The 24,967-nt window shown below is 43.5% G+C and carries 20 protein-coding genes and 1 pseudogene; 15 read left to right on the top strand and 6 right to left on the bottom strand.

Annotated features, from left to right (window positions below):
- The first annotated feature begins 121 nt into the window (after nucleotides 1-121).
- The 6 genes and pseudogenes from AACT52_RS21390 to AACT52_RS21365 all read left to right on the top strand — a co-directional run bounded on the left by AACT52_RS21390 (nucleotide 122) and on the right by AACT52_RS21365 (nucleotide 7,680).
- Nucleotides 122-1,111, top strand: a complete 990-nt coding sequence (locus AACT52_RS21390; protein WP_073633265.1) for an ABC transporter ATP-binding protein — start codon at nucleotides 122-124, stop codon at nucleotides 1,109-1,111.
- Nucleotides 1,112-1,582: 471 nt separating this feature from the next.
- Nucleotides 1,583-3,166, top strand: coding sequence for an SLBB domain-containing protein (locus tag AACT52_RS21385; RefSeq protein ID WP_073633264.1), 1,584 nt, complete (start codon nucleotides 1,583-1,585; stop codon nucleotides 3,164-3,166).
- 129 nt (nucleotides 3,167-3,295) lie between these two features.
- On the top strand, nucleotides 3,296-4,939 hold the full coding sequence (locus tag AACT52_RS21380; protein ID WP_083630469.1) for an alpha/beta hydrolase: 1,644 nt from the start codon (nucleotides 3,296-3,298) through the stop codon (nucleotides 4,937-4,939).
- An 82-nt stretch (nucleotides 4,940-5,021) separates the two neighbouring features.
- The gene (locus AACT52_RS21375; RefSeq protein WP_143172844.1) at nucleotides 5,022-5,276 is read left to right on the top strand and encodes a hypothetical protein; all 255 of its coding nucleotides are present in this window, start codon (nucleotides 5,022-5,024) and stop codon (nucleotides 5,274-5,276) included.
- A gap of 166 nt (nucleotides 5,277-5,442) precedes the next feature.
- Nucleotides 5,443-6,672: pseudogene (locus tag AACT52_RS21370) on the top strand (RNA-guided endonuclease TnpB family protein).
- A 168-nt stretch (nucleotides 6,673-6,840) separates the two neighbouring features.
- Nucleotides 6,841-7,680, top strand: coding sequence for an SPFH domain-containing protein (locus tag AACT52_RS21365; protein ID WP_073633263.1), 840 nt, complete (start codon nucleotides 6,841-6,843; stop codon nucleotides 7,678-7,680).
- A gap of 116 nt (nucleotides 7,681-7,796) precedes the next feature.
- On the opposite strand, the gene folP is transcribed toward AACT52_RS21365, so the two are convergent.
- On the bottom strand, nucleotides 7,797-8,657 hold the full coding sequence (gene folP / locus AACT52_RS21360) for a dihydropteroate synthase (protein WP_073633262.1): 861 nt from the start codon (nucleotides 8,655-8,657) through the stop codon (nucleotides 7,797-7,799).
- Nucleotides 8,658-8,820: 163 nt separating this feature from the next.
- Nucleotides 8,821-9,546, bottom strand: a complete 726-nt coding sequence (gene tpiA, locus AACT52_RS21355; RefSeq protein WP_073633307.1) for a triose-phosphate isomerase — start codon at nucleotides 9,544-9,546, stop codon at nucleotides 8,821-8,823.
- 236 nt (nucleotides 9,547-9,782) lie between these two features.
- On the opposite strand from tpiA, the gene AACT52_RS21350 reads away from it, so the two are divergent.
- The 8 genes from AACT52_RS21350 to minE all read left to right on the top strand — a co-directional run bounded on the left by AACT52_RS21350 (nucleotide 9,783) and on the right by minE (nucleotide 19,643).
- The gene (locus AACT52_RS21350; RefSeq protein ID WP_073633261.1) at nucleotides 9,783-11,264 is read left to right on the top strand and encodes a GTP-binding protein; all 1,482 of its coding nucleotides are present in this window, start codon (nucleotides 9,783-9,785) and stop codon (nucleotides 11,262-11,264) included.
- Between the two features lie 70 nt (nucleotides 11,265-11,334).
- Complete coding sequence (locus AACT52_RS21345; protein ID WP_073633260.1) at nucleotides 11,335-11,907, top strand: hypothetical protein; 573 nt, start codon at nucleotides 11,335-11,337, stop codon at nucleotides 11,905-11,907.
- 62 nt (nucleotides 11,908-11,969) lie between these two features.
- Nucleotides 11,970-15,029, top strand: coding sequence for a bifunctional diguanylate cyclase/phosphodiesterase (locus AACT52_RS21340; RefSeq protein ID WP_083630463.1), 3,060 nt, complete (start codon nucleotides 11,970-11,972; stop codon nucleotides 15,027-15,029).
- A gap of 67 nt (nucleotides 15,030-15,096) precedes the next feature.
- Nucleotides 15,097-15,762, top strand: a complete 666-nt coding sequence (locus AACT52_RS21335; protein ID WP_073633259.1) for a hypothetical protein — start codon at nucleotides 15,097-15,099, stop codon at nucleotides 15,760-15,762.
- A gap of 7 nt (nucleotides 15,763-15,769) precedes the next feature.
- Nucleotides 15,770-17,140, top strand: a complete 1,371-nt coding sequence (locus tag AACT52_RS21330; RefSeq protein ID WP_073633258.1) for a four-carbon acid sugar kinase family protein — start codon at nucleotides 15,770-15,772, stop codon at nucleotides 17,138-17,140.
- An 88-nt stretch (nucleotides 17,141-17,228) separates the two neighbouring features.
- Nucleotides 17,229-18,359 carry a septum site-determining protein MinC gene (gene minC, locus AACT52_RS21325; RefSeq protein WP_073633257.1) on the top strand — a complete coding sequence of 377 codons (1,131 nt, stop codon included), beginning with the start codon at nucleotides 17,229-17,231 and terminating at the stop codon, nucleotides 18,357-18,359.
- A 138-nt stretch (nucleotides 18,360-18,497) separates the two neighbouring features.
- On the top strand, nucleotides 18,498-19,304 hold the full coding sequence (minD, locus tag AACT52_RS21320; RefSeq protein WP_073633256.1) for a septum site-determining protein MinD: 807 nt from the start codon (nucleotides 18,498-18,500) through the stop codon (nucleotides 19,302-19,304).
- Nucleotides 19,305-19,334: 30 nt separating this feature from the next.
- Entirely contained in the window at nucleotides 19,335-19,643 is a 309-nt protein-coding gene (minE, locus tag AACT52_RS21315) for a cell division topological specificity factor MinE (protein WP_073633255.1), read from the top strand.
- Between the two features lie 397 nt (nucleotides 19,644-20,040).
- Here minE and AACT52_RS21310 read toward each other — a convergent pair whose 3' ends face one another.
- The 3 genes from AACT52_RS21310 to AACT52_RS21300 all read right to left on the bottom strand — a co-directional run bounded on the left by AACT52_RS21310 (nucleotide 20,041) and on the right by AACT52_RS21300 (nucleotide 22,461).
- The gene (locus AACT52_RS21310; protein ID WP_143172843.1) at nucleotides 20,041-20,295 is read right to left on the bottom strand and encodes a hypothetical protein; all 255 of its coding nucleotides are present in this window, start codon (nucleotides 20,293-20,295) and stop codon (nucleotides 20,041-20,043) included.
- Between the two features lie 242 nt (nucleotides 20,296-20,537).
- On the bottom strand, nucleotides 20,538-21,875 hold the full coding sequence (locus AACT52_RS21305) for a hypothetical protein (protein ID WP_073633254.1): 1,338 nt from the start codon (nucleotides 21,873-21,875) through the stop codon (nucleotides 20,538-20,540).
- A 436-nt stretch (nucleotides 21,876-22,311) separates the two neighbouring features.
- Complete coding sequence (locus AACT52_RS21300; RefSeq protein WP_158054722.1) at nucleotides 22,312-22,461, bottom strand: hypothetical protein; 150 nt, start codon at nucleotides 22,459-22,461, stop codon at nucleotides 22,312-22,314.
- A gap of 805 nt (nucleotides 22,462-23,266) precedes the next feature.
- Between AACT52_RS21300 and fmt the strand changes: the two genes are divergently transcribed.
- Entirely contained in the window at nucleotides 23,267-24,262 is a 996-nt protein-coding gene (gene fmt, locus AACT52_RS21295) for a methionyl-tRNA formyltransferase (protein WP_073633253.1), read from the top strand.
- 56 nt (nucleotides 24,263-24,318) lie between these two features.
- Here the strand turns inward: fmt and AACT52_RS21290 are convergent, their stop codons facing one another.
- Nucleotides 24,319-24,684 carry a DUF6464 family protein gene (locus AACT52_RS21290; RefSeq protein WP_198940972.1) on the bottom strand — a complete coding sequence of 122 codons (366 nt, stop codon included), beginning with the start codon at nucleotides 24,682-24,684 and terminating at the stop codon, nucleotides 24,319-24,321.
- Nucleotides 24,685-24,967: the final 283 nt, after the last annotated feature.

Here is a 24,967-nt window from a genome sequence, read left to right as displayed (position 1 = left end):
ACATCCTCCTCATCCCGCTCATCCTCCACAAAGAGGACATTAGTCAATAAGGTGTTATTATTGTCAGTCAACTGGGTAATTTATCATTACATCGTATTTTTGCTGTAGCCCTAAGCACAACATGATGTCTGTTGCAGACGCCCCCGACTCTCAAATAAATACCACAGGCATTCCGCCTGTTGTCCTAACTTCTGAGTTGCGAAAAGTCTATCGTACTGGCTTTTTTTTGAATCAAAAAGTCGTATCCCTCAAAAGCTGTTCTTTGAAAGTTTATAAGGGAGAAACTTTTGGGTTACTCGGACCGAATGGTGCTGGAAAAACGACGCTGTTGAAATTGTTGCTGGGGATTATTCGCCCAACATCAGGACGGGGATTGCTTTTGGGCAGACCATTGGGCGATCGCACTGTTAAAGAACGTATCGGCTACCTCAGCGAAAATCCTTGTTTGTATGACTACCTCACTGCTTGGGAATTTTTACAGCTGGCAGCTGGACTGTTTCAAATTCCTAAAAAAGTGCAACGTCAACGCATTCCTCAACTGTTGGAATTGGTGGGGTTATCCCAAGCAGACGCCCGCAAAAAGCTGCTTCGTCGCTATTCTAAAGGAATGCTACAGCGTGTTGGTATGGCACAGGCACTCATCAATGACCCAGAACTAGTGTTTCTTGATGAACCTATGTCCGGTCTTGACCCTGTGGGGCGTTACCAAATGCGCGAAATTATCGTGACGCTTAAAGCTTCAGGTAAGACGGTTTTTTTTAACAGCCATATTCTTAGTGAAGTTGAGCAACTTTGCGATCGCATCGCTATCCTTGCTCAAGGAGAATTAATTTCCTCTGGTTTCCTTGATGAACTATTAGGAACAAGTAACGTATATCATGTCAAAGGTCAAGGTGGTGATTGGGAAATTCTCAAAAAATGGGTTCCTAATCTAGAGTATCAGCCTAATGGTTCTTGGCTAGGTGAAGTGCAAGGCGATGCTTATGATTTTCTTGCCAGTCTTCGCTTGATGGGAGGGCAACTTATTGCCATGAATTTGTCTCGTCCTTCTTTGGAGGAGTTTTTTGTCCAACAAATCCAAAGACATAACAACTCTCAAAGGATAGTTTGACGGGGATTCTGCTAACCTTTTTTCCTCACCGTCCTCAGTCAGATACTCTTTGCATAACTATTAGACACAACGAATAACGTATACATAAATGGGCAATTCAAAGCTTTATCTGTTTTTACTAATATTTTGATTGTGGTTTGATGCTGTTTATATGCCACTCGAGGTGACTGAAAAATCCTAATTTTCTTATACGTAATATTTGCTAAGGAAGAATATTTTTGTTTATACTACTAGGGGAGTGCAAAATAAATCATATAAACTGTAATGAGAACCACAATATTTTAAAGAGTAGGTAGAATCAAGATTCAACTTTAAATGAACTTTACTAAAAGTTCAAAGACAATAAACAATTATGCTCCTGAAAAAGAAGATTCTTTAAGAAGAGATGATTGTGAGGAACTTGAATAGGTAAGAAGAGTCAAGCTAAAAAAGTTTAGAAAGTACTTTACTAAATAGTAGTCTCAGGTAAATATGGATAATGCAAGGTTAAAATTTATCAGTAAACCATTCGGGGGTGTGGTACTGTTAACTGTTGTTCATATCGCGTTTCCGTGTGTTAGCTTAGCTCAGAATCAAGTCAAACAACCAACGACACAGATAAAAACAAGTCCTCAAAGACAAGCCGTACCAACAACGACGCAAAGAAAAACAACTTCTCAAAGCCAAGCCATACCAGCAACAACAAATACACAAAGACAAGCGGCACCATCAAGAGCTGTACCAGCAGCAACGGGGATAGTAGATACTAACTATACATTAGGCGGCGGCGATCGCATCAGAATCAGCGTATTTGAGGTTCCAGAGTATTCAGGCGAGTACCAAATTCCGCCGGGTGGAGGGATAAACCTACCTCTGATTGGCACCGTGTCCCTGTTAGGGCTAACAACAGAACAATCAGCTGAGATAATAGCTCAAAGATACTCTCGTTTTCTTAAGCGTCCTATTATATCAGTCAATCTTATATCATCCCGTCCGATTAATATTGTTGTTGCTGGAGAGGTGACGCGTCAAGGAGCGTATAGTCTCAGCTTACAAGGAGGTGCAGGTGACAATCCTGGTGTGCAGTACCCCACTGTACTATCAGCACTTACGGCAGCTCAGGGAATCACGCAAGCGGCAGATGAGACAAGAGTGCAGTTAAGGCGCAAGCTAGGACGAGGACCAGAGCAAGTTATTACTGTCAATGTTAAAGAAATTAGACAAACAGGCAGAATCCCCCAGGATCTTACCTTGCGGGATGGAGATACCATCTTTGTACCAACAGCAACCACTATAGACTTGGCAGATGCACGAAATGCATCCGCATCAAGTTTTGCCGCAAACCCCACCACACCCCGTACAGTAGCAGTCACTGGTGAAGTTCTTCGTCCTGGAACCTATCTGATCACTCAAGGTGCCGCAGAAGGGTCAGGCGGCACAAACGGTACGCCTGCCATCACCGGTCTGCCAACTTTAACACGGGCATTGCAGTTAGCTGGGGGAATCACGTCACAAGCTGATATCCGCAATGTCGTGGTACGCCGATCCACAAGAACCGGTACAGAACAAAATATAAAGGTTGACCTGTGGAAACTTGTGGAAAGTGGCGACATAAATCAAGACCTGATTGTGCAGGACGGAGATACAGTTTATTTTCCGACTGCAACCGAAATCAACCGAGCAGAAGCGACTCAATTAGCGACAACAACTTTATCCCCCTCACGCATTCAAGTAAACGTCGTCGGCGAAGTCAAAAGACCAGGACCAATAGACATTCAGCCGAATAGCTCCTTGAACCAAGCAATACTTGCTGCTGGTGGATTTAACGATGCGAGAGCTACCAGGGCTAAGGTAGATTTGGTTCGGCTTAATCCTGATGGATCTGTTACCAAACGTCTCGTAAAAGTGGATTTAACAGCAGGAATTAACGAGCAAACCAATCCCATACTTCGCAATAATGATGTTGTGTTAATCAGCCGGAATGGTCTAGCTAAGACTTCTGATACCATCAACAGTGTAGGAGGACCTCTAGGTACTATCTTGAGTATTATCAGATTTTTCGGAATCGGCTTTTAAGCGTCAACACAATCTGGGGACGCTTGTCAACCCCTTTGCATCCCCAAACTTCCACGAAACTGCACTGCGACCAATAAAGTCATGAGTTATGCGCTACTAATAACAAATGACTCGTGACAAATGACTAATATGCAGTTTCAGCTTGGCAAAAATCAGCGTAAGGCATCGTTGGTACAAAAATTACTATGTGCTTTGACGCTTACTTTGGGATGGGGCGTGGGAATGCCCTCTACTTTGGCAGCCCAAACAGTCACCATCCGCCTAGGTCCATTTCAGCAATCGGTAGCGATCGCAGATTTAGAAAACTTTGCCAAAACTGGGAGACTACCATCCGGGCTGGAAGTTTTGTCATCAATGCTTACGCCTGAAGTGCGAGGATTTCTGACGAAACGTTTGGAAGTCAATCCTGCTTTTGCGGATAAATTTGTTGACGGTCTGATGCGATCGCCAGGAGGTAGAGAGTTTATATCATCCATAGGTGGAGTCATACCAGGCAGTACATCAGAAAGTATCAAGGCAACCCTGAATTTCGCACTACGCCAGGCAAACGGTTTTAACGCACTCAGCTTCTTGCGAGCTTACCCAGGAGAGAATATTACCGTAGATGCCACGAAAGCGATTGGTTTGGCTGTTGATTTTAACCCAAATAACTTACAAAGTCAAGCTTTTGGTCTGTTATTAGAACGAGACTTGTCTGCTGAAAGTAGCATACCTTTTAAAGCAGCATTCAATCCAGCAGCGCTGGGTCCTGAAGCAGTACAGCAGCAGACAATCATCTTGAATGACCGACAGCGTAACCGTACGATTCCTGTAGACATTTATTCGAGTCAGGGAAACGCTGAAAACCCACTCGTTGTCCTTTCCCACGGCTTTGGGGGAAACCGAAGATTTTTGAGCTATTTAGCGCGTCATTTAGCTTCTTATGGCTTGACTGTTGCTGCTGTTGAACATCCTGGTAGCAACGCCAACGCTGTCAGTAGAGCCTCAGATACACAGAATTTGGGACAGCTGCTAAGAGCAACTGAATTTATTGATCGACCAAAAGATGTCAGCTTTACTCTAAATGAACTGGCAAAACTCAATACTCAACCTGGGCAACTTCAAGGAAAGTTAAACACCGAAAAAGTCACTGTTATCGGTCACTCCTTGGGGGGTTACACCGCTTTGGCTTTGGTAGGAGCAGAGGTAGACTTAGAGGAGTTGCGTAAATTCTGTAAAGATTCTTTAAATATCGGCGAAGCTCCTGGTGATTGGTTGCAGTGTGCGGCGGCTTCCTTAGGAGATAGAAAACTGAGGTTACAAGATCAGCGAATCAAGAGTGCGATCGCTCTTAACCCCCTAGTTGGAAACCTCTTTGGCAAAAAAGGTCTGGCTCAAGTCAGCAAGCCAGTCTTAATCTTAACTGGAACCGAAGACGCTCTGACTCCAGCGCTCAAGCATCAGATAGAACCTTTTACCCAACTGCGGGGAGAGAAGTACCTATTAACTGCGATTGGTGGTACTCACTTAAGTATTAGCGATCCAATATACCCAACAAGTGCAGCCACCAGTATTGTTAAAGAACGAATAGGTGAAGAAACCAAATCTTTACGTCAATTAACTCAAGGCGTCAGTTTAGCATTTATCAAGCAATTAACACCAGAAGCGAAAATTTACCAACCTTTTTTAACACCAGCTTATGCTCAATCTCTGTCTACACCTCAGCTACCCTTGCGTCTGGTTTCCGAATTACCAGCAAGTATCAAACGGTGGCTGGAGCCTATGGATAAGTAGTATAGCGATGGAAATTGATTGGCACTTTGTCTGAAAAAATTTCATAATACAGACTCACTGCGCCCAAAAAAGCCCAAAAAACATGGCTAATGCTCTGATTTTCTTGTGGGGTGGACATCTTGTCCGCCCTAAACCAAAGATGGGCGACAGAGTGCGGCACGTACTGCGACATCCATCCCACAAGAATGGTTATAGATGTAGTGTACAACGATTCATTGTGTGGCGATGGTGCAAAGTACGAGGGGCATTGCCTGTACGTTTTCTGGAAACTATGTTTGATATCAGTAGAATAATTATACAAATTGTATTTGCATACCCAACTCCCTTGGTGATTTAACGAATTTGATGGAATTCCCGCAACCAATGCGGTGGGGATGGATAGTCGGGAAATTGCTCGGACATCCATAAAGGATGTACCTGACAATTTCCAAATTTGTCCAGATATTACTTTAATGCTAACTGTATATAGTAGTAAAATAAACAAAACAAGGAGGTGATATTGAGTGCTACACAAAGCTGTACAGGTTCGTTTATATCCATCAAAAGAACAACAGATACAACTAGCTCAGACGTTTGGTTGTGCGCGTTGGTGGTGGAATTATGCTTTGAATAAATCTATTGAAGTTTATACAGAAACAGGGAAAGGACTTGGACAAGTGGCACTCAATGCACTATTGCCAAAACTTAAAAAAGAAAAAGATACGGAATGGTTGGCTGATTGTTATAGCTAGGTTTTGCAGGCTACAACACTCAATCTGACCACAGCATACAAAAATTTTTTTGATAAACGTGCTAGGTTTCCCAAGTTCAAATCCAAACATGGTAAACAGTCAATTCAGTATCCTCAAAACGTCAAAATAGTAGAGGGCAATGTCAAACTTCCAGGTAATATCGGAGTAGTCAAAGCCAAAATACACAGACCGATTTCGGGGAAAATCAAAACTGTTACCGTTAGCAAAACGCCATCGGGGAAATACTTTGCATCTATCCTAACTGAAGTAGAATGTGAAAACCCATCTACAACAGAAGGTAAGATTTATGGCGTTGATTTAGGGTTGAAACACTTTGCTGTTGTCACAGACGGTAAAAAGGTGTCCAAACATGATAATCCTAAGCATCTTGCCAAACACGAGAATAATCTCAAGCGTAAACAACAAAAGCTAGCACGTAAACAAAAGGGAAGTAATTCACGCTACAAATATAGAAAAGTTGTTGCCAAAGTGTACGAACGCCTTAGCAACTCGCGGCAAGATTTTCTACATAAACTTAGTTACAAGTTGGTCAGCTAAGCCTTGCTGTCATAGTAGAGAATCTTCATGTTCTAGGCATGGTTCGTAACCATAACTTGGCGAAAGCAATCTCTGATACTGGGTGGGGAACATTCACCAACTTCTTAGCCTACAAACTAGAACGCAAAGGTGCAAGGTTGGTTGAAATTGATAGGTGGTTCCCTAGTTCCAAGCTCTGTTCTAAGTGTTTTTACCAAGTCAAAGAGATGTCGTTAGACGTAAGGGACTGGACTTGTCCGAACTGTGGCGCTCATCATGACAGAGATGGAAATGCAGCCATCAATATTAGACTAGAGGGTATCAGAATGCTAAAGGCGGAAGGTTCAGCCGTTTGGAGCTGTAGGAGGGGAGGTAAGACCAAAGATGGGGCGAAAGTCGAATCTTCGGCACTCCCCTATGAGTACACAAGCCCCGTCCACCGGGAGCGGCGGGGTAGTTCACTAGCCATGTCCAATCCTAAGTAGCTGTAAATCTTTACATTTCCCAATAGTCTTGCCTGGTACCGCAACTTGTGATATTAACATTACACATTCTGGACATTAGACTGAAGATAGGACATGGTAGTGCCGCGTCCTTACAGTTAATACCGCCAAACGCTAAATAGGAGAATACATGGAACCGATTATTGCTATAGTCTTAGTCCTTATAGGATATGCATTAGGCTCTGCAAAACTTATTAATCAGGGGAATGAAGCCTTAGTTGAACGCTTGGGGCAGTATCATCGGAAACTGAGACCAGGGCTAAACTTCATCGTTCCCTTGCTAGATCAAATTGTGATGGAGGACACAACGCGCGAGCAAGTTTTAGACATTAAGCCGCAGAATGTGATTACCAGAGATAATATCTATCTAGAAGTAGATGGTGTCGTCTATTGGCGCATCAGAAATATAGAGAAAAGCTTTTACGAAATTGACGATCTCCAACAGGGGTTAACAACCTTAACTACAACCACGCTTCGAGAAATCATTGCTCAGAACACCTTGGAGGAAACCAACTCATCCAGAGTGGACATGAACAGAGCCTTATTAGAAGAGTTGAATCGGACAACGGAACAGTGGGGAGTTGAGATTCTGCGGGTAGATATTCAGAGTATTACACCGCCCGAGAGCGTGCGCAGGTCAATGGAAGAGCAGCGGGCAGCTGAAATTAATAGCCGCGCTGCAATTTTAGAAGCAGAAGGGCAGCGACAAGCGGCAATTAAGAAAGCAGAAGGTACAAAAACCTCAATGCAAATAATTTCTGACGCTTTGCGTACCAATCCTGAAAGCAAGGAAATTCTGCGGTATCTTGTGGCTCAAGATTACATCAATGCCAGTTACAGACTTGGTGAAAGCCCAAATGCCAAAGTTGTCTTTGTAGATCCAGGCAAAACTGGCGACATGATGAACGAGTTGGTGAAAGAATCGGCAACGGAGGAAGGTGGTAATGGCAAGAGTACCGAACGTGATTAGGGCTTACGCAAGAACTCTTTGAAACTCTTATCTCTTCGTCTCCTAGCCTACGGCATGCCGCTACGCGTCTACGTTTCTTCATCATTTTGCGTAAGTCCTGGTGGCTCTACTTAGTTTCATGGCAAAACTGACGAAGATTGTCGGAAGATTGCGTCAGCAACCAACGACACATCGTGCATTTCTTTAACATCGTGAACTCGGAGGATATCAGCGCCATTAAAGATAGCAGCACAACACGCCGCCGCCGTTCCCCAGACTCGGGCTTTCGGGTCTGGTTGATTTAAAATACGACCAATAAAACTTTTACGTGATGCTCCTACTAAAATCGGGCAGTTGAGTTGACGCAATTTGGATAAGCGGCGAAAAATTTCTAAATTTTGCTCGTAGTTCTTAGCAAAGCCAATACCTGGATCAATAATTATTTTTCCTTGATCAATACCCGCAGCCACTGCTGCGGCAATTTGTTTTGCCAAAAAACTATAAATTTCTTGTATCAAATTCTGATAGTCTGTGAATTGTGCCATTGTCTGTGGGTTTCCCCGGATATGCATCAATATAATTGGCACACCAATTTTCGCCACAGTGGACAACATTTCTGGGTCAAACGTACCGCCGGAAATGTCATTAACTATATCCGCGCCAACTTCCACAGCAGCCTTAGCAACTGCTGCCCTTGTTGTATCTACAGAAATCGGTACTGCTATCTCTTTTCGTAGAACCTGTACCACTGACAAGACTCGGTCAAGTTCTTCTGCAACAGTGATTTGCTCCGCCCCTGGTCGAGTTGATTGTCCACCGACATCGATAATATCAGCACCACCTGCTATCATTGCTTGCGCCTGTGCTAAAGCAGCAGTGGTTGTATTAAATTTGCCACCATCACTAAAACTGTCAGGCGTGACATTAAGAACGCCCATGAGATATGTTCGCTGTCCCCACTCAAAACAGCGTTCCCGAATTATCAAATTGGGTGTCATAAGATTTGCGCTCTAAACTTGTTCCTAGGCTCAGCCTGGGAACGCTTGACTAGAGGCTCAGCCTCCAGATTTCCGGATGACTTTTGCTACATTTTACATGAGACAGAGCCTCACTGTATGCATTCCCTGGCTGAGCCAGGGAACGAGAAAAAATGTACACAAATCACCGATAATTCACGAGTCTGGCGAAACTTGCAGGTTCCAAACTTGCCCCTCCCACCAGAACGCCATCAATTTCTGGTTGATCCATGATTTCGTCTATATTATTCGGCTTTACTGAACCACCGTATTGAATTGGCACACCAGGATTGCTCAACTGGCTGCGAATTACGCCGATAACCCGATTGGCTTCCTTGGATTCACAAGTGTCGCCAGTGCCGATCGCCCAAATTGGCTCGTAAGCAATCACTAAATTCTCCTGATCTACATCCACTAAGTCTTTTTCTAATTGGGTGATAATAAGTGATTCTGTTTCTCCCGCATCTCGTTGTTGTTTAGTTTCACCTACACATAGAATTGGGGTAAGACCAAACCGTTGAGCAGCTTTGAGGCGCAGGTTGACGGTATAATCCGTTTCCCCAAAGTATTGCCGCCGTTCGCTATGACCGACAATAACATAGCGCACCCCAATTTCCGTGAGCATCAGTCCGGAAATTTCACCGGTATAGGCTCCACTCTCTTGCCAATGGACATTTTGCGCCCCTAATTGTACACGGCTTCCATGCAAATTCTTGGACAAAACGTTTAAATCGGTGAAGGGGACGCATAATACCACTTCTCGGTCTTGGGGGGTTTCGTCCAAGCTGGGCAGAAATCCTTTTAAAAACTCCAGGGATTCTGCCTGGGTTTTGAACATTTTCCAGTTACCGGCAATAACTATTTTTCGCACAGGTGATTTCGTCAAGAACAATATTGCTACTAGATGCATTTTTCAGTTTAGGACTTTTTGTTAGCCATTAGTTAATTGTTAGTTGTCAAAAAGTTTCACTAACCACCTGCCGACCTACTCATTTCCCCGCGTCCCCAATCTGCTGCTAAAAATTACTAGGATGGTAACGGGGTTTATAAAAATTTATCAGCTATAAGTAGCTTAAAGTAACTTAAAATTTAAAATCCAAAATTGATATGACTTCGACATTCCCCGAACCACATCGTAGCGATTTGCCCAACACTGGCGAAAATCCTCTCAATTGGGAGGAAGAACTGGATAGCGCCATTTTCACTTTTGATGATATTCAAGCAGAACTCAACTATAAACACGCACGAACGGCACTACAAAATTTGGTAGCTCATCTTGACCTCACTCAAGAGGAAAAAAACGGGCTTGAGACGGAAATCGCCGATTTGGAAACAATGCTCTCGAAGTTAGAGCGTATGGTGGTGCAAATAGCCGCCTTTGGGATGGTAGGACGGGGTAAATCATCTCTACTCAATGCTTTGGTGGGGCAACCAGTGTTTGAAACAGGTCCCTTGCACGGTGTCACCCGCAATGCTCAAACAGCAAGTTGGAGTATTACTGAAGAAGCAATTGGGGAAACCGAACGTGCTTTACGAGTAACTTTATCGGGAACTGGTCAATCTCAAGTGGAGTTGATAGATACCCCAGGGTTAGACGAGGTAGATGGTGAAACCCGCACCGCATTAGCACAACAGGTGGCAAAACAAGCAGATCTGATTCTGTTTGTGATTTCTGGCGACATGACGAAAGTTGAACACGAAGCCCTTTCCCAGTTACGAGAAGCGGGTAAACCCATCTTGCTAGTGTTTAACAAAGTAGACCAGTATCCAGAAGCAGACCGGATGGCAATATATGAAAAAATCCGGGATGAGAGGGTGCGGGAATTACTTTCACCAGATGAAATTGTCATGGCAGCAGCATCACCGTTGGTGAGGACAATGGTTCATCGTCCTGACGGCACTAGAGGTGTGCAGGTGCGTACAGGTACTGCCCAAGTCGAGGAACTGAAGCTGAAAATTTTGGAAATTCTGCACCGCGAAGGTAAAGCTTTGGTTGCCCTCAATACTATGCTGTATGCTGACAACGTCAACGAACAATTGGTGCAGCGAAAACTAAACATTCGAGACACAAGTGCCAACCAGTTGATTTGGAAAGCGGTGATCACTAAGGCAATGGCGATCGCTCTCAATCCTGTCACAGTTATAGATATTCTCAGTGGTGCAGTCATAGATATCGTTCTTATCCTCGGTTTATCCAAACTTTATGGCATTCCCATGACCGAAGCCGGAGCCGTAAAATTATTACAAACAATTGCCTTCAGTATGGGTGGTATCACTGCTAGCGAACTGTTGGCAAATTTGGGGTTGAGTTCGCTGAAAACATTACTCGGTCTATCTGCACCTGCCACTGGGGGCGTATCTTTGGGTGCTTATGTGTCGGTAGCGCTGACTCAAGCAGGTGTGGCAGGCGTTTCTTGCTATGGTCTTGGGTATGTAACCAAAGCGTATTTAGCTAATGGGGCAACTTGGGGACCAGATGGTCCTAAAGCTGTAATTAGTAAAATTTTGGGAACCCTTGATGAAGCTTCAATTCTTAACCGTATTAAGGATGAATTGCGATTGAAGATAAAAGATAAAACGACAAAATAATGGCTTTAACGATAAGATGCTGCTTTGCTAATTTTCACCAATAGCTAATCTCTTGAATCAATACACAGCTATGCAACCTGATTTACAAGGCTTATATATTACACAAGATGACTTGAAAAAAATAGCTGAACTGAGTCCTAGAGATTTGAAAGCTTATGAAAAATTAAAATATCCTGGTTTTGCACTTGTACCACTTTTAGGCGAGTATGTACAGCAGATATTGTTTTTTGGCTGGGGATTAATTCCTATTGCTTACTTGATTAAGTGGAGATTGTTCCGAGAACATCAGAAAAATATTATTAAAAAAATTGATAATTATAATGCAGTATTAAAAGCAATAGATATTAATGACCAGCTAGAAGCGGCGGGAAACCAAGGAGTGAGTTTAACTGATCGAGAAAAAGCCATAGCCCTACTAAAAACTACAAGAGCCAATTTGATTTGTGCGTTAAAAACAGAACGTATTTTGAGGAAAAATAAGGAATTTATTGCTGTCAATACGGAACTTTTGGAGAGCAACCTCACTGCAATCCAAGCATTACAAGCCAGCCATGAGGCGAGAGAATATGCACGACAACTTGATGAAGCTTTAAAAATTGCACAAGACGTGCAAATAGAAATAAGAAAATTAGAAGAGGATTAAAAGCAATCTCAGACGCTTGCAAGTGCAATTGTACCTTTTATTAAATCTGTCTAGAAATACCAGTGCAGAATTTCTTGCGTCCGATTGCAAAGAGCTTACTAAAGGCACCGCTGCGTGTAGCTCTCGTACTACCTTTTGTGGTACAAATCTCTACTGCTGTAGGGCTAACAGCGTTCTTCTCCTTAAAAAATGGTCAAAAAGCTGTTAATGAGGTTGCTTCGCAGCTGCGGACTGAGATTGTCACTCGGATTCATCAACATATTACTGCTTACATGAAGACACCACAAATTGTTACTCAGATGAACTCCTATTCTGTTGGTTGTGGTGAGTTAAATTTAAAATCTATAAAAAGTCTAGAACGCCATTTTTGGCATCAAATGCAGTTATTTAATTCCTTAAGCCCAATCGCTTTTGCAAGTACCAAGGGAGACATTCATTCGGTCGATCGCCTGAATAATGGTTCACTAGTTATCCGAGTCATAAACCAATCAACAGGTGGTAAATATCATACCTACACTACCGACAGCCAAGGTAATCGCCTTAAGTTAATTCGAGTTAACACAACCTTTGATCCTCGGACTCGCCCCTGGTACACAAAAGCAGTGAAAGCAGGTCAATTTAGCTGGACTGAAATTTATCCGTATTTCTCTTCATCAGGGCTGGCGATTAGTGCAACTCAACCTTTGTATGACGAGGCTGGTAGTTTGTGTGGAGTGACGAATGCAACGCAATCTCTTTCGCAACTCAGTAACTTTTTGCACAGTTTAAAAATTGGTCGTTCAGGACAGACATTTATTATTGAGCGTTCTGGAGACTTGGTAGCAAGTTCAATTGAGCAACCTTTTATCGTAAGTCAAGAGGGAGGAGAGGAGAAAGGTAAACGCTTAAAGGCAATCAAAAGTAGCGATCGCGTCACTCGTCTCACAACACAGTATTTACAACAAAATTTTAGTAATTTTAATAATATTTCTCCTAGCCAGCAGCTCGAATTTGAAATAGATGGCAAGCGGCAATACATACAGATTATGCCTTTTACAGACGGTTATGGGCTTGATTGGGTAATTGTCGTGGTGGTTCCAGAAGCCGATTTTATGGAGCATATTGAAGCCAACACGCGAATCACTGTTTTGCTATGTTTCGCAGCATTGATACTGGCTACAGTGATAGGATTGAAAACTTCTCATTGGATAACGCAACCAATTGTGAGGTTAAGTGAAGCCTCTAGGGAAATCGCTAATGGTAAGTTAGACCAAATTGTTACAGTAGAAGGCATCAAGGAACTCAGAGTTCTTGCTCAGGCGCATAACCAAATGGCGACTCAATTGCAACAGTCATTTGCTCAACTATTAGAAGCTAATAGGCAGCTAGAAGCTGAAATTACGGAGCGTAAGCAGGTGGAGTCGGCGCTGCGCCTTAGTGAAGAGCGATTCCGCTTAGCGCTTGATAACATCCCTGATACATTTGTGATTTATGATGCCGAGCGACGGCTCCAGTTTATCAATGCTTTCGGAGTCAGGCGCAGCGGTTATCCTCAAGAAGCAATTCTTGGTAACACAGATGAAGAATTATTCCCCCCAGAAGTTACAAATAGTTTTCTCCCCATCCTCCGCCAAACTGTTGAGACACGTACCTTGCAAACCGGAGAATGCAAAATTAGTTTGCCTGGTTCTGACCCTTTCACTATAGTTGTCACCTATGTGCCGCTTTTAAACGAACATGGGGAAATTCATCAAATTCTTGGGATTACCCATGATATCACTGAGCGCAAACGGGCAGAGGAACAGTTGCTACAGAATGCGTTTTACGATGTACTAACAGGTCTACCTAACCGAGCTTTGTTTATGAACCGATTAGGAGTTGCACTTGAGCAGAAAAAACGCCATAAGGATTATTTATTTGCCGTCCTATTTTTAGACCTAGATCGATTTAAGTTGATTAATGACAGTCTCGGACACTTACTTGGAGACCAATTTCTACTTGAAATAGCAAAAAGGTTAGAATTGTGCGTACGCTCCACGGATATAGCAGCACGGCTTGGAGGAGATGAATTTACCGTTTTGCTTGACCCAATTGAGAATGTGTCAAATGCCATTCAAGTAGCTGAACGAATTCAACAGGAACTCGCATTACCTTTTAGGCTGAATGGGCATGAAGTGTCCACCACGGCGAGTATTGGCATCGCTTTGAGTTCAGCAGTAGATTATAATCAACCACAAGACGTACTGAGGGATGCTGACACAGCAATGTACCGAGCCAAGGCACTAGGCAAGGCGCGCTATGAGCTGTTCAACTTAGAGATGTATGAAGAAGCTGTAGCTAGATTACAGTTAGAGATTGCTTTGCGCCAAGCGATCGAGCGTCAGGAGTTTCAAGTTTATTATCAACCGATAGTTTCGCTCACCAGTGGCACAATTTCAGGTTTTGAGGCTTTGCTGCGTTGGCAGCATCCAGAGCGTGGTCTAGTATCTCCTACAGATTTTATCCCCATAGCGGAAGAAACAGGACTGATTGTCTCGATTGGTTACTGGGTGCTGCACGAGGCATGCCGTCAGATGCAAGCTTGGCGAATGTGCGATCGCCTACGGCGCAGCGAAGCTGATCGCACCAATTCACTAAACAAAATCAGTGTTAATCTCTCAATCAAGCAGTTTTCCCAACCGGATTTGATTGAGCAAATGGCGCAAATTTTGCACTTGACTGGTCTTGATGCTTGCTATCTTGTGCTAGAGATTACCGAAAGCGTCATCATGGAAAATGACAATGAAGCCACTGTTGCGTTTTCAAAACTTCGAGAGATGGGTATTGAGTTATCAATTGATGACTTTGGTACAGGTTATTCTTCATTAAGTCGTCTGCATAACTTTCCAATTAGTACCTTAAAAATTGACCGTTCTTTCGTCAGCCCGATAGACAAGAATGGCAAGAATTTGGAAATTATTGAGACAATTGTCACACTTGCACACAAACTAGGTGTTGATGTCACCGCGGAAGGGGTAGAGACAAAAGAGCAACTAGCATTCTTAAGAAGGTTGAACTGTGAATATGGTCAAGGATATTTCTTCTCCCATCCATTGGATAGTTCAGCGGCGACAGCATTAATCGTGACAAATCCCCAATGGTAAAGGTTCAATGAGTACATAGTATTAACATATCAAAGAGACGTTACTCGCGCTTTCATAGGAGTATCCATTGCAGCCAGATTTATTAAGCCTGGAAATGACGAAAGGAGAACTGAGACGCCTGATTGGGTTAGACCCAGATAATGTCTTCCGACCTTCTATTATCAAAAATCGCGACAAGCGATTGAGTTTTTTTATGAATGAGATGGTTGTGGCAGTCGCACTGACTCCAATCATTGTCGGGTTAATTTATGGATTTATTATTCTGCCAACAATTGGTTCCTCAATTCTGCTAGGAATCATTTTAGTTATAAGCGTGCCACTTGCTGTCATAGTTGGACGCTGGTTTTGGCAGCGTTTAACCTGTCCCAAAACACTGACAACACTGTTAGATGAAGTTGATCAATATCATGCTGTGATCAAAGCGATAGATATTCATGACCAACTACCAACATCTGAAAACACCGAAACTAGTATAACCGATAGAGAAAAAGTTGTAGCTGCTCTGCAACTTATAAGAGAAGATTTAGTTCGCGCTTTGAAAACAGAACGAATTTTAAGAGATAATAAAAAGTTACAGACTAATAACGAAGAGTTACTTGTCAATAATTTAACAAAATTGCAAAGTCTGCAACTTAGCCCTGTTTCAGGCGAGTATGCTCAACTGCTAAATCAATCATTGCAGATTGCTCTTGATGTGCAAGCACAAATAAGAAAAATACAGTCGTCCCATTGACTTAAAAATGACCAACAAACCAAAAATAATTGTCTTAGATGATGACCCTACGGGTTCTCAAACAGTCCACAGTTGCTTGCTGCTTATGCATTGGGATGTGGACACCTTACGCTTGGGGTTGCAGGATGATTCACCAATTTTCTTTGTGCTAACAAATACAAGAGCGCTACCCCCAGAAAAAGCAGCATCTATTACCAGAGAAGTTTGCCATAACCTGAAACAAGTGATATTTGGAGTAGGGGGAGGAGATGAGGGAGATGCTTCATCCCTACAAGCAGCTAAAAAAGACGGGTTTCTCATTGTCAGTCGTTCTGATTCGACTTTACGAGGACATTACCCAATTGAAACCGATGTCATTGCTGAAGAACTCGGTCCGTTTGATGCTCATTTTCTCGTACCAGCGTTTTTTGAAGGCGGACGTATCACTAAGGACAGCGTGCATTATTTGATGAGTGATGATGCCACCACTCCCGTGCATGAAACCGAGTTTGCCCGTGATTCAGTCTTTGGTTATCATCACAGCTACTTACCTAAATATGTCGAAGAAAAAACACAAGGACGTATCAGTTCTGAGTCGGTAGAAAGATTTTTACTGGCGGATATTCGTGCTGGTAGTCTGCAACGACTGATGAAACTCAGTGGGAACCAGTGCGCTGTTGTCGATGCTGAAACTCAAGCAGATCTCAACCGCTTTGCACAAGATGTGCTTGCAGCAGTCAGTCAGGGAAAACGCTTTTTGTTTCGCAGTGCAGCCAGTATCTTATCGGCTTTAGCAGCGTTACCTCCTCAACCTATTGCCCCAGAAAATATGGCACAGTATGTGCGAGGAGGTAAACCAGGTGCAGTGATTGTTGGTTCCCATGTCAAAAAGACAACTCAGCAGTTAGAGGTGCTGTTGCAACAAGAGGGAACTGTTGGAGTCGAAGTCGATGTCTCGCGGTTAGTTGATGATGTCGCAAATGAATCTGCTACACTGCTAACCGAGGTTTTAGATCATGTTCGTGCGGCACATGATGCTCTTAAAACACCAGTGGTTTACACAAGCCGTAAGGAACTTACTTTTAAGGATGCCGAGACAAGGTTACAGTTTGGGGAAAAAGTTTCAGGCTTATTGATGGATATCGTGCGGGGTTTACCATCAGATATAGGATTCTTAATTAGTAAGGGTGGCATTACTTCCAACGATGTTTTAAGCACTGGTTTGGAACTAACTTCAGCACGTTTACTCGGTCAAATTTTAGCCGGTTGTTCAATGGTGACAACTGCATCAGACCATCCTCAGTTTCCTAATTTGCCAGTGGTGCTGTTTCCAGGGAACGTCGGCGATGCTGATGCGTTGGCAATAGTTTACAAAAGACTAAGTACAAATACAGCATGAGAAATGTAAATTTTTAAGAACGCTGTTGTACACAGGGACTAATCTAGTATAGGTAATTGCTCGTTTTCCGTATTTTGGCAAGTGTTACATGACTTCTGATTCTACTATCCCTGATTTAGAGTCAAAAAAAGCCTTCTCTGATGAGGAGGCAATCTCTGCCCTTTCTGATGTAAAGTCAACTTCACAAGCAGAGGAAAATCCTGTCCTCCCTGAAGCAGAGGTAAATTCTGTTTTGCTTTACTTAAAGTCAGATTCATACCATCCGGATGTTGAGGTAAATTCCTACCATCCCGACATCGAATCAAATTCTTACCATCCCGATGTTGAGGCAAATCCTGTTTTATCCGGTACAGAGTCCAATCCTCACCTTCCAGATGTTCAGTCAAATTCCGCTGTTCCTGATATAGAGTCCAATCCAGCCGTTGTAAATGTAGAATTGACTGAATCACCGTCATTAGAACATACGGTAAATCCCAATATCCAAGTTCAACTCAAAACTCAGGAAGGAAAACTTTTATTAATTTTACCAACAGAATCTCAATTGCCTGCCTCGGAATACAGTTGGACTGAGATTTGGCAACAGATGAAGCTGCGGCTTTTAGCTTGCGATCGCTCTTTTTCACGCAATACAGCCGTGCATCTGATAGCGCAAGATCGCCTGCTGGACACCAGACAGCTTCAAGAACTCGCGGAAAGTTTGAATCAATTTCAAATTCAACTCAAATCGGTTTCTACCAGTCGTCGCCAAACTGCGATCGCTGCTGTCACATCTGGCTATTCTGTAGAACAAGTACCGCGACAAACAACGCTTGGTTCTGAATCCAAACCTGCTTACCCCCCGCTTGCAGAACCTTTGTATCTAGAGAAGACGTTGCGTTCTGGAGAGGAAATTCGCCACCCCGGTCATGTTATTCTCTTAGGGGACTTAAATCCTGGTGGTATCGTAGTTGCAGATGGAGATATTTTAGTTTGGGGTCGTCTACGTGGAATTGCTCATGCAGGTGCCCTTGGAAATCGCGATTGCCTGATTATGGCTTTGCAAATGGAACCAACCCAATTGCGAATTGCTGATGCTGTAGCTAGGGCACCAGAAAACTCCCCGATGCAGTTTCATCCTGAGGTAGCATACATTGCAACCCAAGGAATTCGCATCGCTAGGGTGACTGATTTTTCTAAAATTCAATTAAGCAGGATGAATGCAAGCAAGGATGAAGGATAAAACAAAGGATAAAGAATGAACGATGAAATACCATAATTTTCACTTCATACTTTATACTTGAGCTTTCATTTCATACTTGATACTTTAGCGTTGATTTTATTGTATATTTTCTAATCACTAATCGAGCTCGTTTCTCTCATGACTCGCATTATTGTTACGACCTCCGGCAAAGGAGGGGTGGGGAAAACCACGGTTACGGCAAATTTAGGGATGGCATTAGCCAAAATGGGGCATCAAGTGGCTTTGATTGATGCGGATTTTGGTCTGAGAAATTTGGATTTACTGCTAGGGCTAGAAAACCGCATCGTCTATACGGCGGTTGAAGTCCTGGCTAGAGAGTGTCGCTTAGAACAAGCTTTGGTGAAGGATAAGCGCCAGCCCAATCTCGTCTTGCTACCTGCGGCGCAAAATCGCACCAAAGATGCCGTCACTCCTGACCAAATGAAGTTATTGGTGAATGCACTGGCGCAGAAGTATCAATATGTTTTGGTTGATAGCCCAGCGGGAATTGAAATGGGCTTTAAAAACGCGATCGCCCCAGCAAAAGAAGCCCTGATTGTCACCACTCCAGAAATTGCCTCAGTCCGTGATGCCGATCGCGTCGTTGGCTTACTCGAAGCACAAGGCATTAAACGTATTCATCTCATTATTAACCGTATCAGACCTGCAATGGTACGGGCAAATGATATGATGTCAGTTCAAGATGTTCAGGAACTTCTTGCAATTCCTTTGATTGGGGTCGTCCCTGACGATGAACGGGTTATTGTCTCTACCAATCGCGGCGAACCTTTAGTGTTAGCAGAAAATCCTTCTTTAGCTGCTACAGCTTTTGAGAACATTGCCCGTAGATTGGAAGGGGAAACGGTCGATTTTCTTGAGCTAGATTCATCTGGTGACAACATCTTCGCCCGTCTTAGAAGATTGTTGTGGACAAAAATCATTTAACTTCATCCCGTCTCCTCCCACCGATCTGCAATGATTCTTGAACTTTTAGAACGAATTTTTTTTCGCGGTGCTGACAACAGTCGCACTCAAGTCAAACGTCGTCTGCAATTAGTGATTGCCCATGATCGCGCTGACTTAAGCCCTCAGATGGTGGAAAAGATGCGGCAAGAAATCTTGGAAATTGTGTGTCGTTACGTGGAAGTTGAGACAGATGGCTTAGAATTTACCTTAGAAAGCAATCAACGGACGACAGCTTTAATTGCTAATTTGCCCATCCGTCGAGTCAAAGAAACTCAAGAAGATACACCTGAGGTAGGCAGTAGCGAGAAATCTAAATAGTTTTATAAAGAAGAACTCAGAACTCAGAACTCAGGAGTCAGAATTTTTTATGAATTCTGTACGAGTGGCGAATGAGTCTGTGGTTAAGATCTCGTCCCGTCAGAGGCAAAACCACTATTAAATACTCCTAATTATGAGCAACCGGACAAATGTTATTGCGGTTTTTATAGCGCTTCTCGTTTGGATGAAGTACAGATTTATCTGTGTCCATCTGTGTCCATCTGTGGTTCTTATTTCTTAATGTATTGCACTCAACCCCCGAACCGCTATATTCGCGAGGGCACTTGTGTGCCGGGTTTCCCTGCGCCATTGGAAAGTGGAGGACAGCGCTGTGGCGAGTTTCTTGACCTTAAAACAGTGAACAGTGAACAGTGACGGCAGCGGCCTGGTGGGAGATTTAAACCCGCCCTCCGGGTTCGCCACTTGCTCTACTTGGGGAAACCCCAAGACCGCAGTGGCTCACCACCAACGCTTTCTGTGCTCTTGGTGTGGTGTTTCCCCCGGAGGATGAAACTGATAACCCTTCGGGTATGCCTTCGGCACGTCTATGTCCTATGCCTGCGGCACGCCAAGGGCGAACGGACACGCTACGCGAACGACGAACGGCAGTCGCCGTGAGAGCGGGAGACCCTCCTGCATAGCGCTGGCTCACTGATAACTGATAACTGGTAACTGTTAAAGCAACTGTCCGTTCGGTTATTGAACAAAGACCGAGTAAGTGATAGCCCCAGGATCTAATATGTACGAATCCCAATACTACTCGGATTTTAGGTTCTCGGTGGAATTTTCAGCCCCTGTAGAGACGCTTCAACCAGCGCGTCTCTACAGAGTTTGTCGGTTAAGAAATCAGCTTATCCAAGCAGTATTCGTACGAATCCCTATCAGCGATGGAAATTATCTGTAAGCGACTTGTGGACCTGCCCAAACCTCTTTAACTCTTTGACCATAGGTTACAGCCTGATCTGCATTTGTGGCAGCTACAGTCTTGCCATCATAACCAACTGTTAGCAAGGGCCATTGTTCTTCACCTAATTCGCCAGCACGGAACAATACTTGATCAGGTTGAGTTTTACTCCAGCCTAACAATACAGCAATTTCATGCTTGTTTTCTTCTTGTGAAGGAGTGACACTCTCGGAACGGTTTTGTTCGCGATCCCAAATCACTGCATGATCTGTAGCATCAGAAGTATTCATTGCCCCTTCAAATTTGCGTGCTAAAAAGCGATCGCCCTTTTGTGACCAGCTTACCGGAACTAAAACCGCAATAGTTCCTTGTGCATCACCGTTTGCCGAAGAGACCTGAACTTTTAACAAAGGATCATTCATCGGAGCAGTTGAGGTGACCACGTGTAACCGCTTAGTTTGCCTATCTTCTACAAACAGAACGCTGGTGACCTGGCTGTTGTACATTTGTGGTTTAACTTCTAGTTTCACGCGGCTGTACATTGCATATCTACCATCCGGAGAAATGACAGGCACGCTGCGGTAGTAACGCACTCCAGAACCTGCTTTGGAAGCGATCGCCTCTTGAGTCGCCTGTATCCATACCCACGGAATAGCATGAGGGCTGCCGATTGGGTCTTGCTGTACTGCTTGAGCTTCTTGGGGTGCTTGTTCTACAACCGTTACTGCTGTTGGCTTTCGTTGCGATTCTTTCTGATAGTCAATTTTAGCCGCTTCCAATGTTGCACCAGCAAGCACTTCCCTTGATGCCGAGCCATTATTTACTACCAAGGCTTGAAGTTTAGAGGCTTTTAATCGCTGCACTAAATCATGTTGACTAGCTGCCATCTCGTTCGACGCCGAGTTAGATTCTTTCATCGGTGGCGCTAGTTCAACTGCTACCAATGGATCATTATTAGGCATTTCGACTGAGGCAGAACCATCTTCTTCTACAGCTTCTACAGCCCAGACGTTCATTTTATCTGTTTGTATTTGCGATTGGGGAACCGCAGCTACGGAAAATGGTACAAAGTGAGATTTTTTTGTAGAGGAATTGATTTGCGTTGCTTTTGATACTGAAATGAAATTTGCTTGGTCAACACCAGCCGTTTGCTTTGACACAGACTCAGATTCTGTTGCTACAGAAGGCATTCTAGCTGCTTGTGTTTGTTTTGCTGAACTCGTGTGAGCTGATGCCGCCACTAAGGGCGCAATCAACATCACAAAAATAAAGTACTTAAGGAATGGTTGCACGCGGAACCATCCAGACAACATAAGGTGTTTAAGCATTTGTTGACTCTCTAGAGGGCGGTTGCTGTGCGAGGAGCTGTGCCTATACAGCAATGGGGCAGGCTATTTTATATGTATAACAAGGAACTCCAGTTTTAACGAAAGAATTTACTCAAATTTCGCATACTTTTACAAAAATGAGTATTCTTTAGTACGCATTGTCGCTACAGGCTTTTAGGAGAAGATACGAGTATGGTATTTGAGCCTCACACAGAAATAACTACGTGACAGAAAATGCCGCTACTAATACCCAATCACACCAAAATGCAGGCATAGTTACAAGGATATTCCCTGTATCACTGGAATGACTGCTACAAGAGGCAAGCAATGCTTCTACCACAGCGCAGATACCAATAACGGTACAACTATGGCGTGACTAGAAAAATTTGCAGGCGTTACTTTGCAACTGAGCCGAGTCAAATATTACCACTGACATTTAGTCAATGGAAAATATTCTAAGTTGAACTGCACCAACTGCATAACCAGTTGCAACAAATACAGGAACACACCACTGGTTTGGAAACTCAGCTACAAATGCACCCGTTCCGGGAAATATATCGAAACTAGATGAAATGCGTAGACGCATACACCCGGAAGTGCGGCTTCAACAGAGAGTAGCGGAGCCTGTTCATCCGTCATTGCCAAACACTTAAGCTTGGCTGAAGCAGATGCGGTTAATGCTGGCTAAAATTCCAGCGAGTTCATTATAACTCCACCTAGCGTTTTATTTCACGAAAATGCAACAAATTTGTCACTCTAGCTGTGCTATTTGATTTGTGAGAAATGGACACTTGTGTGGGGGGTTGCCGAAACACTGCCTTGCTGTGGTTCCCCGAGTGTGTACCAATCACCGATAGGGGCACAGCATTGCTCATTGGTGTCAACTTAAACCAAAACCCTTCTAAAATCTCGTTTCCAGGTAGAACCTGGAAATGCGGTTTAAGCGGCTAGTACCGCTCCCTTGGAATTCACGCATTCAAAATTCACGCATTCAAAAAGCTTGAAATACAAGGTTTCTGGATATTTTGAATGGTAGGTTTATTTACGCCATGCTGTACTAGTAACGCAAATAAGCAAGGCAGAGCCTCCCAAAGCTGCATTCCCAGCCTGAGGCTGGGAACGAGGCAATCTCTAAGAGCTTGTTCTATATTGGTTTTCAGCTTCAGTTGACACGTATGAGCATTGCTGTACCTCTACAATCTTGCTGTATTGCATTCAATTCAACAATCATCTACTGCGCATTCTTCGTCCATGCTTTGCATGGGCGGAGTTAGGGAGCCTGCTGGGTTAAGGCATCTGAGGGAGAATCTTGGTTCTGGATATATTGCTTCAGAAAAGGCTATATTCACTTGATGGTATTCGTGCAAGAAGTCTATTGACTCTTCAGTATTATGAAAATCGTATTCTTTGGCACTCCTAGTTTTGCTGTACCGACTCTGGAAAAACTACTGAATCATCCAGAATTTGATGTCTTGGCAGTTGTTACACAGCCGGATAAACGTCGAGGACGCGGAAATCAACTGATACCCTCACCAGTAAAAGTCGTCGCCACCTCTGCTAACTTGCCTGTATGGCAACCTCACCGGGTGAAAAAAGACGCTGAAACTTTAACGAAACTCAAAGAATCAGACGCAGATGTGTTTGTTGTCGTTGCCTATGGGCAAATTCTCTCTCAAGAAATTTTAGATATGCCTAAATTAGGTTGCATTAATGTGCATGGCTCAATTTTACCAAAGTATCGAGGTGCCGCTCCCATTCAGTGGTGTTTGTATAACGGCGAGACTGAAACTGGTATCACCACAATGTTAATGGATGCAGGAATGGATACTGGTGCAATGCTGCTGACGGCTACTACACCGATAAAATTACTTGATAATGCCCATGATTTGGCAGAAAAACTTGCAGTTATGGGTGGAGATTTGTTGGTAGAGACTTTGTTGAAGCTAGAACATCAAGAAATTAAGCCAATTCCTCAAGATAATTCTCAAGCGACTTATGCGCCTTTAATTAAGAAAGAGGATTATCAATTGGATTGGTCAAAGAGTGCCATACAATTACACAATCAAATCAGAGGCTTTTATCCAGACTGTAATGCCAGCTTTCGCAACCAACCGCTGAAAATCACTGCCACTGCTCCCCTTGATGATGCTTACGGTGATGAGCTACCATCTGAAATCAAAGAAATAACTCATAAATTACCTAATTTGTCAACCTTATCAGGTAGCCCAGGGCAAGTTGTAAGCATCGTCAAGGGGATGGGAGCAATTGTCCAAACTGGAGAGGGTTTATTGCTATTGCGAGAAGTTCAAAGTGCTGGCAAACGTCCCCAGTCGGGATGGGACTTTGTTAATGGTTCGCGTTTAGCAGTAGGAGAGGCATTTGAGTAAGGATGAAGTATGAAGGATAAAGGAAAAAAATTCATGACACCCAATGACTTCATTCTTCATTCTTCAGACTTTCTTTTTTCGTAGTAGCGGCAAGTCTGACATGGTCCATCTGGGTTAACCGCGCAACGAATCATTTCTGAACAAGCATTGTAGCGGCAACTGGCATCGCCGATTACCCAGCGCCCTCCTACAAGACTTTTTTCACTTGGTCGTGTAGCAGATTGTACATATAAAGCAATTTTTTGCAAAAGGTAACGCCCTGCCTTAAGTTGATAGCGGTGGCGGCGCTCTAAAACTGCGTAGGTTTTCCCTTCAAGATCAAGGTAATTTCCGGGTTGTGGTGTCCAGTCAAGTTGAACACTGCCGAGGGACTGACGCGAGTTCGTCAGAATCACCTCGGTTGGTAAAGAATTTGGTTCCATAAACTTTTGTAATGTGATTTACATTAATAGGATGGTAGCGCACCTGCCTGTGCGAACTCACGTAATTTATGTTAGAGTTAGTGATTTGCTAATATTTTGTAAAAAAGAGCTTTTTGTAAGTACACATTTATACAGCCTCTACTGTTTTCTCTGGTTTTCTAGCAGTCGCTTGGAACCTCACCCCCCAACCCCCTCTGCGCCAAGCAGAGAGGGGGAGTATTTTTCTTTCCTTCCCTGGTGGAAGTGTTAGGGGTGGGGTCAAGAAGATTATGTACTTCTTAAT

The organism is Scytonema sp. HK-05 (assembly GCF_963872035.1).
In the GTDB taxonomy this organism is placed as follows: domain Bacteria; phylum Cyanobacteriota; class Cyanobacteriia; order Cyanobacteriales; family Nostocaceae; genus Kalymmatonema.
This window is presented reverse-complemented; position numbering and strand designations above follow the sequence as displayed.

Coding starts and splice junctions, on each gene's coding strand:
- AACT52_RS21380 (WP_083630469.1), top strand. CDS start 3,296: ATGCAGTTTCAGCTTGGCAAAAATCAGCGTAAGGCATCGTTGGTACAA.
- AACT52_RS21300 (WP_158054722.1), bottom strand. CDS start 22,461: ATGCGTCTACGCATTTCATCTAGTTTCGATATATTTCCCGGAACGGGT.
- AACT52_RS21375 (WP_143172844.1), top strand. CDS start 5,022: ATGGCTAATGCTCTGATTTTCTTGTGGGGTGGACATCTTGTCCGCCCT.
- minC (WP_073633257.1), top strand. CDS start 17,229: ATGACTTCTGATTCTACTATCCCTGATTTAGAGTCAAAAAAAGCCTTC.
- AACT52_RS21330 (WP_073633258.1), top strand. CDS start 15,770: ATGACCAACAAACCAAAAATAATTGTCTTAGATGATGACCCTACGGGT.
- AACT52_RS21350 (WP_073633261.1), top strand. CDS start 9,783: ATGACTTCGACATTCCCCGAACCACATCGTAGCGATTTGCCCAACACT.
- AACT52_RS21345 (WP_073633260.1), top strand. CDS start 11,335: ATGCAACCTGATTTACAAGGCTTATATATTACACAAGATGACTTGAAA.
- AACT52_RS21385 (WP_073633264.1), top strand. CDS start 1,583: ATGGATAATGCAAGGTTAAAATTTATCAGTAAACCATTCGGGGGTGTG.
- fmt (WP_073633253.1), top strand. CDS start 23,267: ATGAAAATCGTATTCTTTGGCACTCCTAGTTTTGCTGTACCGACTCTG.
- minE (WP_073633255.1), top strand. CDS start 19,335: ATGATTCTTGAACTTTTAGAACGAATTTTTTTTCGCGGTGCTGACAAC.
- AACT52_RS21365 (WP_073633263.1), top strand. CDS start 6,841: ATGGAACCGATTATTGCTATAGTCTTAGTCCTTATAGGATATGCATTA.
- AACT52_RS21290 (WP_198940972.1), bottom strand. CDS start 24,684: ATGGAACCAAATTCTTTACCAACCGAGGTGATTCTGACGAACTCGCGT.
- minD (WP_073633256.1), top strand. CDS start 18,498: ATGACTCGCATTATTGTTACGACCTCCGGCAAAGGAGGGGTGGGGAAA.
- AACT52_RS21305 (WP_073633254.1), bottom strand. CDS start 21,875: ATGCTTAAACACCTTATGTTGTCTGGATGGTTCCGCGTGCAACCATTC.
- AACT52_RS21390 (WP_073633265.1), top strand. CDS start 122: ATGATGTCTGTTGCAGACGCCCCCGACTCTCAAATAAATACCACAGGC.
- folP (WP_073633262.1), bottom strand. CDS start 8,657: ATGACACCCAATTTGATAATTCGGGAACGCTGTTTTGAGTGGGGACAG.